Source organism: Promicromonospora umidemergens (assembly GCF_024171995.1).
Lineage (GTDB): Bacteria > Actinomycetota > Actinomycetes > Actinomycetales > Cellulomonadaceae > Promicromonospora > Promicromonospora umidemergens.
Genome location: NZ_JAMTCT010000003.1, coordinates 131674 through 147870, shown reverse-complemented (window position 1 = coordinate 147870; position 16197 = coordinate 131674). Strand labels below are relative to the sequence as shown.

General features: G+C 70.3%; 13 protein-coding genes. 7 read left to right on the top strand and 6 right to left on the bottom strand.

Annotated features, from left to right (window positions below; all coding sequences use genetic code 11):
* Positions 1–98: 98 nt before the first annotated feature.
* Together APR04_RS06790 and APR04_RS06785 are read right to left on the bottom strand one after the other, a co-directional pair.
* A complete protein-coding gene (locus APR04_RS06790) occupies positions 99–1022 on the bottom strand; it encodes a DUF1700 domain-containing protein (RefSeq protein ID WP_253868754.1) in 924 nt (307 codons plus the stop codon).
* Positions 1019–1351 carry a PadR family transcriptional regulator gene (locus APR04_RS06785; RefSeq protein WP_253868752.1) on the bottom strand — a complete coding sequence of 111 codons (333 nt, stop codon included), beginning with the start codon at positions 1349–1351 and terminating at the stop codon, positions 1019–1021. The genes APR04_RS06790 and APR04_RS06785 overlap by 4 nt, the downstream gene beginning before the upstream one ends.
* A 131-nt stretch (positions 1352–1482) precedes the next feature.
* Between APR04_RS06785 and nudC the strand changes: the two genes are divergently transcribed.
* The gene (gene nudC, locus APR04_RS06780; RefSeq protein WP_253868750.1) at positions 1483–2376 is read left to right on the top strand and encodes an NAD(+) diphosphatase; all 894 of its coding nucleotides are present in this window, start codon (positions 1483–1485) and stop codon (positions 2374–2376) included.
* Positions 2377–2478: 102 nt separating this feature from the next.
* Here nudC and APR04_RS06775 read toward each other — a convergent pair whose 3' ends face one another.
* Entirely contained in the window at positions 2479–2760 is a 282-nt protein-coding gene (locus APR04_RS06775; protein WP_253868748.1) for a mycoredoxin, read from the bottom strand.
* A gap of 88 nt (positions 2761–2848) precedes the next feature.
* Between APR04_RS06775 and APR04_RS06770 the strand changes: the two genes are divergently transcribed.
* On the top strand, positions 2849–4873 hold the full coding sequence (locus APR04_RS06770; RefSeq protein ID WP_253868746.1) for an ATP-dependent helicase: 2025 nt from the start codon (positions 2849–2851) through the stop codon (positions 4871–4873).
* A 559-nt stretch (positions 4874–5432) separates the two neighbouring features.
* Positions 5433–5798 carry a WhiB family transcriptional regulator gene (locus tag APR04_RS06765; RefSeq protein ID WP_308292326.1) on the top strand — a complete coding sequence of 122 codons (366 nt, stop codon included), beginning with the start codon at positions 5433–5435 and terminating at the stop codon, positions 5796–5798.
* A 169-nt stretch (positions 5799–5967) separates the two neighbouring features.
* Here the strand turns inward: APR04_RS06765 and APR04_RS06760 are convergent, their stop codons facing one another.
* On the bottom strand, positions 5968–7023 hold the full coding sequence (locus APR04_RS06760; protein ID WP_253868744.1) for a ThiF family adenylyltransferase: 1056 nt from the start codon (positions 7021–7023) through the stop codon (positions 5968–5970).
* A 152-nt stretch (positions 7024–7175) separates the two neighbouring features.
* Between APR04_RS06760 and APR04_RS06755 the strand changes: the two genes are divergently transcribed.
* Together APR04_RS06755 and APR04_RS06750 are read left to right on the top strand one after the other, a co-directional pair.
* A complete protein-coding gene (locus APR04_RS06755) occupies positions 7176–8717 on the top strand; it encodes a zinc-dependent metalloprotease (protein ID WP_253868742.1) in 1542 nt (513 codons plus the stop codon).
* Positions 8718–8948: 231 nt separating this feature from the next.
* Positions 8949–10106, top strand: a complete 1158-nt coding sequence (locus tag APR04_RS06750; RefSeq protein WP_253868740.1) for an MFS transporter — start codon at positions 8949–8951, stop codon at positions 10104–10106.
* 65 nt (positions 10107–10171) lie between these two features.
* On the opposite strand, the gene APR04_RS06745 is transcribed toward APR04_RS06750, so the two are convergent.
* Positions 10172–10714: a SprT-like domain-containing protein gene (locus APR04_RS06745; protein WP_253868738.1), complete on the bottom strand. Its 543-nt coding sequence runs from the start codon at positions 10712–10714 to the stop codon at positions 10172–10174.
* A 173-nt stretch (positions 10715–10887) separates the two neighbouring features.
* On the opposite strand from APR04_RS06745, the gene APR04_RS06740 reads away from it, so the two are divergent.
* Together APR04_RS06740 and APR04_RS06735 are read left to right on the top strand one after the other, a co-directional pair.
* On the top strand, positions 10888–11994 hold the full coding sequence (locus tag APR04_RS06740) for a YlbL family protein (RefSeq protein WP_253869260.1): 1107 nt from the start codon (positions 10888–10890) through the stop codon (positions 11992–11994).
* Positions 11995–12128: 134 nt separating this feature from the next.
* Complete coding sequence (locus APR04_RS06735; RefSeq protein WP_253868736.1) at positions 12129–15173, top strand: UPF0182 family membrane protein; 3045 nt, start codon at positions 12129–12131, stop codon at positions 15171–15173.
* A gap of 107 nt (positions 15174–15280) precedes the next feature.
* Here the strand turns inward: APR04_RS06735 and APR04_RS06730 are convergent, their stop codons facing one another.
* Positions 15281–16096 carry a nicotianamine synthase family protein gene (locus APR04_RS06730; RefSeq protein WP_253868734.1) on the bottom strand — a complete coding sequence of 272 codons (816 nt, stop codon included), beginning with the start codon at positions 16094–16096 and terminating at the stop codon, positions 15281–15283.
* Between the last annotated feature and the right edge of the window lie 101 nt (positions 16097–16197).

Here is a 16197-nt window from a genome sequence, read left to right as displayed (position 1 = left end):
CGGCACGTCAGAGGCACGTCACACGGTCGGGTGGTCTCGCACCCGGCGACGTGACGTGCCTCGTTCTCGGACGGACCCGGTGGTGGGGCCTGGCAGTGCTACATGCGGCCGGGCGTGCGCGGCCGGGCGTGCATGAGGGCTTGGCTCGCGCCGAGGGTGATGAACAGCCCGCCCGCCCACCAGACGCCCGAGGTGAGCATCCCCGGATCGAGCGCGGAATACACCAGAGCCGCGACGCCGACCACGGCCAGGATGATGCCGGCCCACGGCTTGCCGAGGGCCATCAGCACGCCAAGAGCGGCGACCACGGCGGTGTAGAGCACGCTCTCGAGGGTCAGGCCCCAGCTGCCGACGAGGGCCCCGCCGACACCCAGGGCCATGGGCAGGACGGCGAGCACACCTCCGGCGATCCGCCAGCCGGCCGCGGGCGGTCCGTTGCGGGCGATGACCGGTACGACGAGTGCGGCCCACGCGAGCCAGGCGGTGGGGGCGAAAGCCCAGCCCTCGGGGAAGGTGAAGCTCACGACCGACAGCATGATCGCCACCGCGGCGGTGAAGACGGTACGGGCACGCGAGGAGGCGAAGTTCGGGAGCGCCGCGATCAGCGCGGGGACCAGGCTCAACAGCACGATCCCGAAGCCGTGCGCCTCGAACTGGGTGTTCGGCATCGGGAGGGAGTCGTCCGGGTGCCAGAACGAGACGAACATCGCGGAGAAGACCGCCACACCGGTCGCGAGCCACTGCAGCACGCGCCTCATCCGGTCGGTCTGGCCTCGTTCGTGGCCCAGCTCGGTCCGTACTCGTTCGGTGAACTGCGCAGGGTCGCCGAGGCTCTCCGCGGCCTGCTCAGGGGTGCGGCCCGCATCCGCGGCATCCGCGAAGTGGGCTCGGACGTCGTCGAGCACCGCATCGCGCTGCTCGGGGGTGAGCGCACGCAGGCGCTTGCCCACGTCACGCAGGTAGGCGCCCTCGGTGTTCGCGTTCATCGCGGTCCTCTCGGTCATCGTGATGTTCTCAGTCATCGTGATCCCTCCAGCAGGGCGTCGACCTGCGCGCCGAGCGACGCCCAGACCTGGGCGAAGGTGGTGAGCTGGCCGGTGCCGTCATCGGTGATGGCGTAGTAGCGGCGGGGACGGCCGGTGCCGGACGCGTCCCATCGGGGCTCGACGAGCCCGTTCTCGCGCATGCGGGCCAGCAACGGGTACAGGCTGCCCTCGCTCGCGATGAGCCCTCGCGTGGTGAGGTCGTCCGCCAGCTCCAGGCCGTACTTCTCGCCGTGGGAGAGCAGCGCGAGCACGCAGTACTCGAGCACTCCCTTGCGGAGGTTCGTCGCGATGCGCTCTTCGGTCATGACAGAAATCTAACCTTGCGTAGCAAGACTTGCAATACAAGTCTTGCAAGACAAGGTTCGAGGTCGCCGAGATGGTGCTCCGTCGAGCCGGCCAGGATCCGGGTGCCGTGGTGGGCGGCTACTGTCGTCCTGTGCCAGTTCTCGACCTCCCCCTCGCCCGTGCCGCTCACTACCGCGCCGCGCATCGACGCGCCGAGCCGGGCCTCGTGGGCGACCTTCTCAAGGAGCTGGGCACCCGGGTGCTCGTGGTGCGCGGGAACCGGGCAGCGTTGGCCGGCCAGCGGCTCGCACTGTTCGCGCCCGACGACGTCGCGCACCTCGCCGTCGGCACGTACCTCTTCCTCGGGGAGGCCGACGGCGTCGCCTACCTCGCGGCGGTCCTTGCCGACGCGGAGGCGGAGCCCGACCTCGACGTCGAGTGGGCCGGGCTGCGCACCATCGACGAACCCGACCTGGCACAGGGACTCGTGGTCGAGGCCATCGCGCTGTCCCAGTGGCACGCGGTGCACACCCACTGCCCGCGGTGCGGCACGAGGTCGGAGGTGACGCAGGGCGGCTGGGTCCGGCACTGCCCGGCCGACGGCACGAACCAGTTCCCGCGGACCGACCCCGCCGTGATCATGGCCATCACCGACGCCGACGACCGCCTGCTCCTGGCCCGCGGGGCGCAGTGGGCCCCAGGCCGCCGGTCGGTGCTGGCCGGGTTCGTGGAGCCGGGGGAAGGGCTCGAGCAGGCGGTGGTGCGCGAGACCATGGAGGAGGTCGCCGTCGTCGTCGACCCCGACTCGGTCGAGTACCGCGGCAGCCAGTCCTGGCCGCTGCCCGCTTCCCTCATGCTCGGCTTCCGCGCTCGCGCGTCCACCACGCGGCTGGTGCGACAGGAGGACGAGATCGCCGAGGCCGACTGGTTCACCCGGGAGGAGATGGCCGCGGCGGTGGCCGACGGCGACCTGGGCCTACCGGGCCGCTCCTCGATCGCCCGCTCGCTGATCGAGGACTGGTACGGCGCTCGCCTGGAGGACTGACCGGGGCGGATGGTCGGCAGAACGTCAGATGATCGGCACCCCGGAGTGCCGAACACGTGACGGACTACCGACTACGGGACGTCCTGCCGACCAGCCCGGGGGTCAGTTCGCCAGCGCAAGCTTCACGGCTGCCAGGCTCGGGTTCGTCGCCGCAGAGCCGTCGGGGTACACGACGGTGGGTACCGTCTGGTTGCCGCCGTTGACCTGCTCGACGTAGGCGGCGAACTCGGGCTGCTGCTCGATGTCGATGACCGTGTAGCCGATGCCCTCCGAGTCGAGCTGTGTACGCAGCCGACGGCAGTACCCGCACCAGGTCGTCGAGTACATCAGGACCGTGCCGTCCGCAGGGATCGGCGCGAGGATCGGCGGGGTCGTCTCGGACATCTGTGCTCCTTGTCAGTGGTTGCTGCGAGAATCGCAGACGATGCTCACCCAGACCAACTCCGCCGCCGGTTCGAATCATCCTGGACCGATGAGCCCCGACGCGATCCTGACCGCCCTCGACCCCGAGCAGCGCGAGGTCGCCCTCGCGCTCAACGGTCCGGTGGTGGTGCTAGCCGGAGCGGGCACCGGCAAGACGCGCGCCATCACGCACCGCATCGCGTACGGCGTCCGCATCGGCGCCTACAAGCCGACCAGCGTGCTGGCCGTGACCTTCACGGCGCGAGCGGCCGGAGAGATGCGCACCCGCCTGCGTGAGCTCGGCGTCCAGGGCGTACAGGCCCGCACGTTCCACGCCGCGGCGCTGCGCCAGCTCGGGTACTTCTGGCCGCGCGTCGTTGGCGGAGCCCCGCCCCGGCTGCAGGAGCACAAGGCACAGATCATCGCGGAGGCGGCGCGCCGGCTCGGTCTCAGCGTGGACCGCGTGGCCGTCCGCGACCTCAGCAGCGAGGTGGAGTGGGCGAAGGTCTCGCTGGTCACGGCGGACGACTACGAGAGGGCGGCGTCCGCGACCGGCCGCGAGGCGCCGTCGGGCTACGACGCGCAGACGGTGTCGCGCCTCATCACGGCGTACGAGGACGTGAAGACGGAACGCGAGGTCATCGACTTCGAGGACGTGCTCCTCATGCTCGGGGACATGCTGAACAGCCACAAGAACGTGGCGGACGAGGTGCGCTCGCAGTACCGGCGCTTCGTCGTGGACGAGTACCAGGACGTGTCGCCGCTGCAGCAGTTCCTGCTGGACCAGTGGCTCGGCGGACGCAAGGAGCTGTGCGTGGTGGGTGACCCGTCGCAGACCATCTACTCCTTCACCGGCGCCTCGCCGCGTCACCTCCTGGAGTTCCGGCGTGCCTACCCGGAGGCGCAGGAGATCCGCCTCGTGCGCGACTACCGCTCCACGCCCCAGGTGGTGAACCTCGCCAACGAGGTGCTCAAGCGCGCGGGCCGCGCGGGCGGGGCCCACCAGGCGCTGGAGCTGGTCGCACAGCGGAAGCCCGGCCCGCCGGCCGCCTTCACGGCGTACGACGACGACGAGGCCGAGGCGAAGGGTGTCGCCACCCGCGCCGCGCGCCTGATCCAGTCGGGCGTGAAGCCGAGCGAGATAGCCGTGCTCTACCGCACCAACGCCCAGTCGGAGGCCTTCGAGGCGGCGTTCGCCGACGCCGGTGTGGGGTACCTGGTGCGGGGCGGGCAGCGCTTCTTCCAGCGCAAGGAGGTGCGCGACGCGATAGTGCTGCTGCGCGGCGCCGCCCGGTCGGCCGATCCGGAGCTGCCCATGCCCGACCAGGTGCGCGACGTCCTCGCCGCCGCAGGCTGGGCCGACCAGGCACCCGCGGCGCGTGGTGCCGCCAGGGAACGCTGGGACGCCATGCAGGCGCTCGTCTCGCTCGCCGACGACCTGGCCGCCGCCGCGACCCCGGAGGACCCGGCGACGATCACCGGGCTCGTCGCCGAGCTCGACGAGCGCGCTTCCGCGCAGCACGCGCCGACGGTCGAGGGCGTCACGCTCGCGTCGCTGCACGCGGCGAAGGGCCTGGAGTGGGACGCCGTCTTCCTCGCCGGGATGAGCGAGGGGCTCATGCCCATCTCGCTGGCGGAGACCGACGCCGCCGTGCACGAGGAGCGTCGCCTGCTCTACGTGGGGATCACCCGCGCCCGTGAGCACCTGGAGCTGTCGTTCGGGCGTGCGCGCAACCCGGGTGGTCGCGCCAGCCGCAAGCGCACGAGGTTCCTCGACGGGCTGTGGCCGGACGAGCCTCGCGCACCGCGTGCCCGCAGCGTGCCGAAGGGCCGGGCCCGCGCGCTCCTTACGGGCGTGCACGACGCCGCGCTCTTCGACGCGCTGCGTGAGTGGCGCCTCGAGGTGGCCCGGGAGACGGACAAGCCCGCCTATACGGTGCTCACGGACGCGACACTGGCGGCTATCGCGGAGATCCGACCTTCGGCCATAGCCGAACTGGCTCGCGTGGACGGGATCGGTCCCGCGAAGATCGACAGGTACGGCGCCACGATCCTCGCGATCGTGGCGAGCGCACCGGCTGAACCGAGTCCCTGAGCGGCTCGCCGGGGCGCCGGGCGAAGAATTTCTGAGTGGTTCCGGCTGTCCGGGAGGGCAGTCCAGCTGGTCATCCCGGCTGGTCCGAAAAACTTCTCAAGAAAGTTTGGAAAAAGAGTTGGCTCGCCATGGCGGCCCGGCATATTGTTCACATGTCCCTGACGGCAGTGGGCGAGACCGAAAGGTCTGGCCCGGATTCGAGTGAGGAGGTGGGTGTCTTGGAGATGAACATGATTTCGCAGACGGATCTGCAGGTGTGCGCGTACACGCTCGGCAACGAGCCCGTTTCGGCAACCGGCGCAGCTCTGTCCTTCCGCGCGCGCACTCACCGCGGAGGCAGCAAGCCGTCCGCTCTCGCACCCGACTCCGCATCTCCAGGAGACTCGCCGGTCTAACGACCGAGTCATCCAGGCCGCGGAGTCCATCTAGGACCCGCGGCCTTAGTTTTTGCCCGGAGACCCGGCCCTGTCAGGGCCGGCCGGCAGAGATCTAGCCCGGGGTCCTGTTCCCCCAGACGTTCACCGACGACGTTCATCCATACAGGACACAGGAGACAACCGTGCGCCTCACTGCGCTCCTCGACACTCTTCCCCAGGGCGGCTCGGGCCCCTGGGACCCGCCCCAACACCCCGCAACGAGCCGGACCGGTTCGGACTCGGCGGAGTTCAACCGGCTGATGGACACACTGCTGCCGTGCCGTACCAACGACCCGGAGCTGTGGTTCGCCGAGCACAGCACCCAGGTGGAGCAGGCCAAGGCCCTGTGCCGCACCTGCCCCCTGATGCAGGGTTGCCTCGCCGGCGCCCTCGAGCGCAACGAGCCCTGGGGCGTCTGGGGCGGCGAGGTCTTCGTCGACGGCGCCGTCGTCGCTCGTAAGCGTGGCCGCGGCAGGCCCCGCAAGTCGGAGAACGTCGCCGCGGCCTGACCAAGCCGAAGCATCGAGTGCTGGGTATTCGCTGGGCAAGCAGCCCTGGACCAACAAATACCCAGCACTCAACGGGAGGGTCAGGCTCTACTCGTACTGCCTGAGCCTGCGGTTCCGCTCCGGGCGGGTGCCTCGTCCCTCGGCCCCCACCCTGCGCTGCACCTCCGGCTCAGGCAGGCAGGGTCACGCAGCCGCAGCGCGGGTGCGGGTCTGCCGGCCTGGCGCGGGGGAGCCCCGCCGGGAGCGAGATCTCCAGGCACGCACCGACGGCCGCCGGCCGGTGCCCGTCCAGCTGGGCGAGCACCTGGCCGGCGGCCGTTGCCGCTGCCACGGCGGCGAGCGTCGCCTCGTGCGTCGGCTCCGCCGTCTTCCGTAGCTGCGTCGCCAGCGCCGGCCACTCGCGGTCGGCGTCGGCGTGGGCAAGGTCCACACAGGTGACGCACGCTGACCGGCCCGGCCGGACGAACGGCCCCACGACGACGTCCGCCTCCCGCACCACCACCGGCAGGTGCGGCACCCCGAGGCCGAGCAGCCGCTGGTACCGCGCAGGATGGGCGGCGTGCGGCTCGGTGACCACCACGACGTCGAGTGCTGTCGGGTCCAGCCCCATGCCGCCCGCCCCGCTGTCGTCCACCCGTACGGCCACGCGCGGTGAACGCTCCGCCAGCAGCGCTCGCACCGCGGCGTCGCGCGCCTGTCCCACGTCGATGGTCCGCAGGCCGCCCAGCCCGACGTCGGTGATCTGCACCGGCAGGGGGTCGTGCAGAAGGAGCCGGCCGACGCCGGCTGTCGCCAGGTGCAGCGCGACGGCCGTCCCCAGCCGCCCGAGGCCGACCACGCCGACCATGCGCCGCGCGCGGTCGGCCAGGGTCGCGAGGCCCGCGCCGTCGGGCCGCAGCATGCCGAGCGCCGTCGCGTCGGCGGCGCCGTCGGCCGGAGCGGTCACCGCACCCACGGTTCCTGGCACCGGGACGAGCACACCTGCGCGAACCAGGACGGTCATGATCTCGTCGCGCCGCTCGGCGGGCACACCGCACCGCGCCGCAGACTGCTCGACCGTCACGTGCCGGCGCTCGGCGATCTCCTCGAGCCACGTCTCCTCGGCAGGGGTGAGTCCCGACAGCACGAACGACCAGCGCGGGTCGGATCCGCACTGCATCTGGCCGCCGCCGCGGCTGAGCACCGGCGTGCCCGGCCGCAGCCGGAGGAGAGGAGGGGGCTTCATGCCCACAACGATGCCCGACGGCGGCGTTCGCCGCGGGTGCTCGTCCACAGTTCCAGAGGTATATCCAAAGCATCGCGAGAGCCGGAAGTTCCCGTGTGCGCCCAGAGCCAAATGGACGGCGTAGACCTTGCGGACCCGGTTACGGTGACTCTATGAGCGACCAGCACCAGCCCGGCGAGACTCCCCAGTCGTGGGAGGAGATGCTGCGCTCCATGCTCGGCGACGGCGCAGACGAAGTGATGGCCGAGATGCGGGAGCGGGGTATCGACCCGACCGCCCTCGGCGGACCACCCGACCCCGTGATGATGCAGTACGCGCTGGCCCAGGTGCAGAAGATGCTCTCGGCCGAGGGCGCCGGACCGGTCAACGCCGACGTCGCGCACGACGTCGCCCGGCAGGTCGCCGTCAGCAAGGGCGACCCGTCCCTGACGGGAAAGCAGGCCAAGGAGGCCACCGACGCGCTGGCCGTGGCCGAGCTCTGGCTCGACGCCGTCACCGACCTTCCGCCCGCCGGCGGGACCAGGCGCGCCTGGAACCGGTCCGAGTGGGTGGAGGCCACGCTCCCGGTGTGGAACCAGCTGGCGGCCCCCGTCGCCTCCTCCGTCTCGGAGGCCCTCGCGACCGTGCTGCGCGACCAGCTCCCTGAGGGCATCGACGACGGTGAGGCGATCCCGGGGATGCCCGCGGGCGTGCTGCACGGTCTCGGCGGTTCGATCGACCCGGCCCAGATGATGCGGAGGCTCGGTTCGGCGGTGTTCGGCATGCAGGTCGGCCAGGCCGCCGGCACGCTCTCGCACGAGGTGTTCGGCGCCACGGACGTCGGCCTGCCGCTGCTGGACAGCCCGGACACCGTGCTGCTGCCCACCAACGTGGCCGCGTTTGCGGAGGGTCTGGACGCGCCGATCGAGGAGGTCCGGCAGTTCCTGGCGGTCCGCGAGTCCGCCCACGCCCGGCTGTTCACCCATGTCCCGTGGCTCCGGTCGCACCTCCTGTCGATAGTGGAGCGCTATGCGCGCGGCATCACCATCGACCTCGACGCGCTCGAGTCCCAGGTGCGGGACATCGATCTCGCCGACTCCGACGCCCTGCGCAGCGCCCTGTCCGGTGGAGTGTTCGGGCTGCAGAACACGGACGAGCAAAAGTCCGTGCTGCTCAACCTGGAGACCACGCTTGCACTGGTGGAGGGCTGGGTCGACGAGGTCAGCGCCATCGCCACCCTGCCGCACCTGCCGCACGCGATCCCGCTGCGGGAGATGATCCGACGTCGGCGCGCCGCCGGCGGGCCCGCCGAGCAGACGTTCTCGACCCTGGTCGGGCTGGAGCTGCGGCCGCGCCGGTCGCGCGACGCGGCGACCCTGTTCTCGATAGTGGCGCGTGTCCACGGCACCATGGGGCGCGACGCCGTGTGGGACCACCCCGACCTGCTGCCCGGTACCCAGGACCTCGACGACCCGTCGGGCTACCTGGTGCGCCGCGAGGCCGCGGAGAACGAGCACGCCGACGTGGACGCAGCGCTCAAGGAGATCTTCGGCGAGGACATGGCGGGCGATGACCAGCCCGCTGACAACAAGGGCTCGGACGATACGCCCGCTGAACAGGACGGCCCTGCCCAACAGGACGGCCCGGCCGAAAAGGACAGCCCCGCGGAAGAGGACGGTCCCGCTGACGGGACGAAGGGCGAGGGGCGAGGCTGACCTGAGGCCGGCGTCGAGCGTGGGCGCCGGTCCGGTACGGACCACTCGATTGCCGTGGCTTCCCAGCTGACCGGGGGCTAGTGTCGGCGCTGATGGACGTCAGACAGAGCTGAAGTACCCGTCGAGCCAAGAGCTCGCCGGGATCTCACTCATGCCTGTTTCCCATCGAAAGTGACCTCTCCCGTGCCTCAGCGTGCACCCGGGCGTATCGACGCCTGCCTCACTCTTTCCTTGTCTCTCGCAGCACTGTCCGGAGGCCTGTTCCTCCCGCTGTCGCTGGTCTACTTCACTGTCCTGACCGACATCCCGCTCCCCGTGCTGGGCGCGATCATCAGCGGGAGCGTCCTGATCGGGCTCCCGCTTCCCCTCGTGACCGGGATGCTGGTCGATCGCTGGACCGCCCATCCCGTCGTGGCTGTCGGGCTAGGGCTCCAGGCCGTCGCGTACGCAGGTTTCGTCGTAGCCCGCGACCCGCTCGAAGTGTTGCTCGCATCAGCCGTGCTGGCCGTCGGGGTGCGGCTCTTCTGGTCGTCGGTGTTCACCTTCCTCGCGGACTACGCGGAGACCAGGGACGGCCTGTCGATGGAGCAGTGGTTCGGTCGCCTCAACGCGGCTCGGACGGTCGGCATCGTCGTCGGCGGGCTCATCACGGGAGCCGTGATCTCGGTCCAGGCGGAGGGCGCCTACCTGGCGCTCGCCTGGGCGGCGTCGGGGTGCACCGCTCTCTCGACAGGCCTGATCCTCGGTGTCGTGCGGACCAGGCCGCGAGCGGGCGATGCTCCCGGCGACGAGCCGTCGACCTATGTCTCGATCCTCCGGGACCGCGTGTTCCTGCGGTTTCTCGCGCTGAACAGCGTGCTTGCACTGGCGACCCTGTTCTTCGGCCTCTCGTTGCCCACGGTCGTCCGTTCGCGGCTGGACGGACCGGGCTGGTTGACGGCTGCCCTCCTGGTCGCCAACGCCCTGCTGGTCGCGGTGCTGTCGGCACGCGGTGCCGACCTGTCGTCCCGCACGTCGAAGGTGCGGCTCTTGAAGCGTGCGGCGCTCCTGTGGTCCGGCGCCTTCGCCGTCCTCGCCGTCGCGATGACTCTGCCCTTGGCCGCGGCCGCCCTGGTGCTCCTGCTCGGCGTCGCCCTGCTGAGCGTCGCCGAGATCCTGCACGCACCGTCGTCCACGGCACTGGTCGACGAGCTCGCACGAGGCGCGCGGGGAAGGTATCTCGCCGCGTTCCAGTACTCGTTCGTCGTCGCGGAGCTTGTCGGACCGATCATGTTCACCGCCCTGTTCGACCTCGCTGCCGCACTCCCGTTCGCGGTGGTCGCCGTCGGCTGCGGACTTGTCGCCGTGGCACTGAACCGTAGGGAGCGCCGTCCGCTTCCCATCGGCTGAGGCTGTCGCGCGGCGATCAGAGCCGCGCAGCGGCCTCCGCCGTGGCGGCGGCTCGTCGGGACTCGTCAGTCGTCCCCGTCGTCGGAGGTGATCTGGCCGGGGTCGTCCTGCGCGAACGACGCGCCCTCCAGGAAACCGCGCGCCCGGTCGGTCCTCGGGTACACCTCGAGGATCTTCCAGAACTCGGGACCGTGGCCGGCGTGCAGCAGGTGTGCCAGCTCGTGCAGCAGCACGTAGTCGAGCACCCAGGAGGGCATGCCCTGGACCCGGGTGGAGATCCGGATGGAGCCGTCGAGCAGCGTGCAAGACCCCCAGCGTCGACCCTGGTTCGTCGACCAGCGCACGCTCGACGGCTTGGCGTGGCCGTCGAGGTACTTGATGGAGAGCTCACCGGCACGGTCCATCAGCTCTTGGTCGGACGGACGGCGGCGCCGTTCCTTGTCCTCGAGCCGGGCCACCATCTTGGCCACCCACTCTCGTTCCTGTGCCCGAGAGAAGCGCGCGGGAATGGCGACGATGGTCCGTCCACCGTCGCGATATGCGCTCACCGTGGCGGTGCGACGGCGGCTCCGGCGCACCTCCACGGACGTCAAGGCGTCGTGGGCCACGGAACGACCGTAGCGTGTTATCGGCGTGGCGTGGGCTATAACACACCGTTCAAGTGGAAATTCTTTGCCCGACGGCGTAGTGCTTGGCATGGTGCGAGCAGGTGCCCACGCCGCCGTCGGGCCGCTTTCACGGAACCTCCAGCCAAGTGAGGAATGATGGGCCGGTGACCGATATGCGCGACCGCCAGCACGCCCCGCAGCCCGAGCCGTCGCCGTTCGGTGACGAGCCGGCCGCGGGCGAACCGATTGCGCGCCGCACCGTGACGCTGGGTGTCTCCCTGCTGGCCACGGCCGCTCTCGCGGCGGTGGCGCTGGTGGTGCCGACGCCCTACGCGATGCGCTCGCCGGGGCCCACAGAGGACACGCTGCAGCGCAACCTCATCCAGATCGACGGCGCCCGGACGTACGAGTCGACGGGCGAGCTGCGCCTGACGACGGTGTCGGTGCTCGGCGGGCCGGGCTACCCGATGTTGTCCGGGCAGGTGATCCAGGGCTGGCTGGACCCGCAGCGCTCCGTGCTCCCGGTGGAAGCCATCTTCCCCGAGGCGATCACCAAGGAGCAGCAGCAGGAGGCCAGCCAGGCCGAGATGGTGTCGTCGCAGGAGTCGGCAACGGTCGCGGCCCTGACACACCCGGCACTCGGCTACGACGTGCCGGCCGTCCTGGACGTCGCCGGTACGGAGCCAGGTTCCGGGGCTGAGGGCAAGCTAAACGATGGCGACGTCATCACCGGGTTCCAAGGTGCGCCGGTCGGCACCTACTCGGACCTCATCGACGGGCTCGCCGAGACGAGCCCTGGTGACGTCGTGACGCTCGGCGTGCAGCGCGGCAAGCGCACGATGGAGGTCGACATCACCACCACGGGCAACGAGGAGCGGGCGGTGCTCGGCGTCTTCATCGACCCGCAGTACGACTTCCCCGTGGACGTCTCGATCGAGATCGAGAACATCGGCGGGCCGAGCGCCGGCACCATGTTCGCGCTCGGGATCATCGACAAGCTCACGCCGGAGGACGAGGCGAACGGCCAGGTCATTGCCGGTACGGGCACCATGAGCCCCGAGGGCACGGTGGGTCCCATCGGCGGCATCGAGCAGAAGCTGTACGGGGCCGTCCGTGACGAGGCCGAATGGTTCCTCGCCCCGGCGGACAACTGTCCGCAGGTGGTGGGCAACGTGCCCGACGGGCTGAACGTCGTGCGGGTGGCGACGCTCGCAGAGGCCTACGACGCCGTCGAGCAGATCGGGCGCGGCGAGGGCGATGACCTCCCGACGTGTTCCTGACCTCCGGGTGCTGCTGTTGACCGTGTGTTGCACATCTGGAGGATGTGGGAACCTTGTGCTGGGAACCTTGAGCAGAGCCTGGTCGTTCCATCGTGGTACGGCCCAACCATTTGATGACGTGAGGTAACGCAGTCGTGTCCTTCGCCGCAGCACCTCGTCGCCCTTCCGGCGGCGGCACCCCCCGAGCCCGACGACGCAGTCCGCTGGGGGTGGCGGTAGTCGCGGTCGCCGTCGTCGTCGCGGCGCTGCTCCTTCTAGCGCAGTTCTGGACCGAGGTGAAGTGGTTCGAGCAGCTCGGGTTCTCCCGGGTGATCTGGACCGAGTGGGGCACGCGCGCCGCCCTGTTCGCCGCAGGGTTCCTGATCATGGCTGGGACAGTGTTCTGGTCCTTCACCGCCGCCTACCGGTCGCGCCCGATCTACGCCCCGAGCACGCCCGAGCAGGCGACGCTCGACCAGTACCGCGAGGCGGTCGAGCCGCTGCGCCGGGTAGTGATGATCGCCGCACCGGTGCTCGTCGGCTTCTTCGCGGGCCTCGCGGCGTCGGCGCAGTGGCGCACGGTGCTGCTGGCGTTCAACGGCGAGTCCTTCGGCGAGACCGACCCCGAGTTCAACATGGACCTCGGGTTCTTCGTCTTCACGCTGCCCATGCTGCGGTTCAGCGTCGGGTTCCTCATCTCGGTGGTCGTGATCGCCGGTATCGCCGGGCTGATCACGCACTACCTGTACGGCGGGCTCCGGGTCGGCCCTTCGGCGGCGGGCGGCCCTCGTACGACCCCCTCCGCGCGCATCCATCTGTCCGTCGTCGGCGCGGTCGGCCTGCTGCTGATCGCCGCGAACTACTGGCTGGACCGCTACTCGCTCCTGACGAACACGGGTGACCGCTTCGACGGCGCTTCGTACGCCGACGTGAACGCGGTGATCCCCTCCAAGGGGATTCTCGCGGTCGTGGCGATCTTCGTCGCCGTGCTGTTCATCGTCACCGCGTTCCGTGGTGACTGGCGGCTGCCGGCCATCGGTGTCGGGCTCATGGTGGTCTCCGCCATCGCGATCGGCGGTATCTACCCCGCGGTCGTGCAGCGCTTCCAGGTGAACCCGAACGCGCAGGAGCTGGAGAGCGAGTTCATCCAGCGCAACATCGACGCTACGTTGTCGGCGTTCGGTATCGACGACGTCGAGAAGGAACAGTACGACGCAACGACCGAGGCGGAAGAGGGCGCACTGCGGTCGGACGCCGAGACCGCCGCGTCGATCCGCCTGCTGGACCCGCAGATCGTGTCGCCGTCGTTCCGGCAGCTGCAGCAGAACAAGCAGTACTACAACTTCGACGACTCGTTGTCGGTCGACCGCTACGAGATCGACGGCGAGTCCCGGGACACCGTGATCGCGGTGCGCGAGCTGAACCTCGACGGCCTGGGTCAGGACCAGCGCAACTGGGTCAACGACCACACGGTGTACACGCACGGCTACGGGGTCGTGGCCGCGTTCGGTGAGCAGACCGGCCCGGACGGACGCCCGGCGTTCTTCGAGGGTGGCATCCCGTCGGAGGGCGCCATCACCGACCTCGAGGGCGGGTACGAGCCCCGCATCTACTTCAGCCCGAGCACCGACACCTACTCGATCGTGGGGGCCCCCGAGGGCACGAAGGCATGGGAGCTCGACTACCAGGCCGACGACCAGGAGAACGGTGGCCAGGTCAACACGACCTTCGCCGGCGAGGCCGGGCCGAGCGTCGGGTCGTTCGGGAGCAAGCTGCTGTTCGCGCTGAAGTTCGGCGAGGAGCAGCTCCTGTTCTCCGACCGCGTGACGAGCGAGTCGCAGATCCTGTACGACCGCGACCCCCAGCAGCGCGTCAGCAAGGTCGCGCCGTGGCTCACGCTCGACAACAAGGTCTACCCGGCTGTCGTGGACGGTCGCGTGAAGTGGATCGTCGACGCGTACACCACGACCAACGCCTACCCGTACTCGGCGTCGACCCCGCTCGACGAGGCGGTGGCGGACACGCTGACCCAGCAGCAGGGCGGCGCTCCCATCGAGCTGCCGGAGGAAGTCAACTACATCCGCAACTCGGTGAAGGCCACCGTCGACGCCTACGACGGGTCAGTCGACCTGTACGCGTGGGACGACGAGGACCCCATCCTCAAGGCCTGGACCAACGTCTTCCCGGCGTCGGTCAAGCCGATGGAGGAGATCTCGGGCGACCTGATGAGCCACGTCCGGTACCCGGAGGACCTGTTCAAGGTGCAGCGCACCCTGCTCAGCCAGTACCACGTGACGGACTCGGCCGAGTTCTTCTCGGGCCAGGACTTCTGGAACAACCCGACCGACCCGACGTCGGACGCGGCCACTGCGCCGCTGCAGCCGCCGTACTACCTGACGCTGCAGATGCCGGGGCAGGAGGAGTCGTCGTTCTCCTTGACGTCCACCTTCATCCCTGGCGGTAACACCGACCGCGAGGTGCTCACCGGGTTCCTCGCAGCGGACGCCGACGCAGGTAGCAAGGACGGCACGAGAGCCGAGGACTACGGCAAGCTACGCCTGCTGGAGCTGCCACGAGATACGACGGTGCCAGGCCCCGGCCAGGTGCAGAACAACTTCGACTCGAACCCGACGATCTCCGAGCAGCTGAACATCCTCGAGATCGGTGCCTCCACGGTGCGCCGTGGCAACCAGCTCACCCTGCCGGTCGGCGGTGGTCTGCTGTACGTGCAGCCGGTGTACATCCAGTCGACCGGTGGCACGCAGTTCCCGCTGCTGCGCAAGGTGCTGGTCGCCTTTGGTGACAACATCGGCTTCGCCGACACGCTCGACGAGGCACTGGACCAGGTGTTCGACGGCGACTCGGGTGTCGAGGCCAGCGATGCCGGCACGGCCGAGGACGAAGCGCCGATCGCTCCGCCCACCGGCGAGCCGGGCACGGAACCGTCGGGTGAGCCGTCGGGTGAGCCCTCCGTCGAGCCGTCCGGTGAGCCCTCCGCCCCGGCGACGGAAGAGCCGGGTAGTGGCGGGTCCACGGAGCTGGACGCCGCGCTGCAGGAGGCGGCCACCGCCATGGAGGAGGCCACCGCCGCCCAGCAGGACGGTGACTGGGCTGCTTACGGTGAGGCGCAGGACCGCCTCCAGCAGGCGCTGGAGGACGCGATCGCGGCCGAGGAGGCGCAGGGCGGCTCGGCAGGGTAGTCCGCTGGTCGCACGCTGAGCGTGCGGTACGCGTCAGACAATGGCTCCCCGGTGTTCGCACCGGGGAGCCCTTGTCGTACGAGGGTCGTGCTGGCCGCCGACCGCTTTCAGGCGCGTCTGCGGGCCACCACCACCGAGTTGATGACGTCGTCGGTGGGATGCACGACCTCCAGCACCTCGAAGCCTGGCATCGCGCCCAGGTCCACCGGTGGATACAGGAGGGTACGCAGGCCGCGCGCGCTGCGCGCCAGCAGCATCGCGCCGGGTCGCATGGCGCCGGCCACCCGCCGCAGGATCGCCGCCTTGGCCGACGGCGTCTCGCCCACCAGTGCCGCGAGCACCACGGCGTCGTATCCCATGAGGCCGACGTCGGCGGCGTCGGCCTCCTCGAACCGCACCGCGGTGGACCCGGTCCGGGTGGCGACCCGTCGGGCGAGGGCGACCGCCGCGGGTTCTCGGTCCAGGCCGACGACGGGGCAGCCGAGCGCGTCGGCGTAGCCGAGGGTGCTCAGGGGGAGCGGTCCGCAGCCGAGCACGGCCACCGACCTCGGCGTGCCGCCCGCGTGGACGAGGAGGCGCACCTCGAGGGCCGTGAGCCGGTCATAGTTGTCGAGATAGGGGAACGTGGCCAGCGCGGCCCTCGGGTCGGGCGCGGTGGCGATGTGCTCGGCCCAGGCGTGCTCAAGGGCGGTCTCGCCGCGCGCGGAGAGGTCTCGGACTGTGCTCCTCCGCCCGTCGACCTCAGGGTGCGCGAGGATCTCGCGGGCCTGGCGGTCGGGCGCCGAGAGGATCGCCTGGACCAGGTCGCCGAAGAGCGCGTTCGTACGCGGGTCCGGCCGTAGGTGGGAAAGGGCGGAAAGCTGGTCGGTGAGGTGGACGATCCTGTCGGCGGTCAGGGTGGTGTCGCTCAGCTCCGTCGTCATGGAGAGGATCGTTCCACGGCCGGATCGGTTCGATCGCTTGTGACCTGCGTCTCTACCCCCTGACCCCGTTTGCGCTCAGCCCCTGGGCGTGCGTAAAGTAG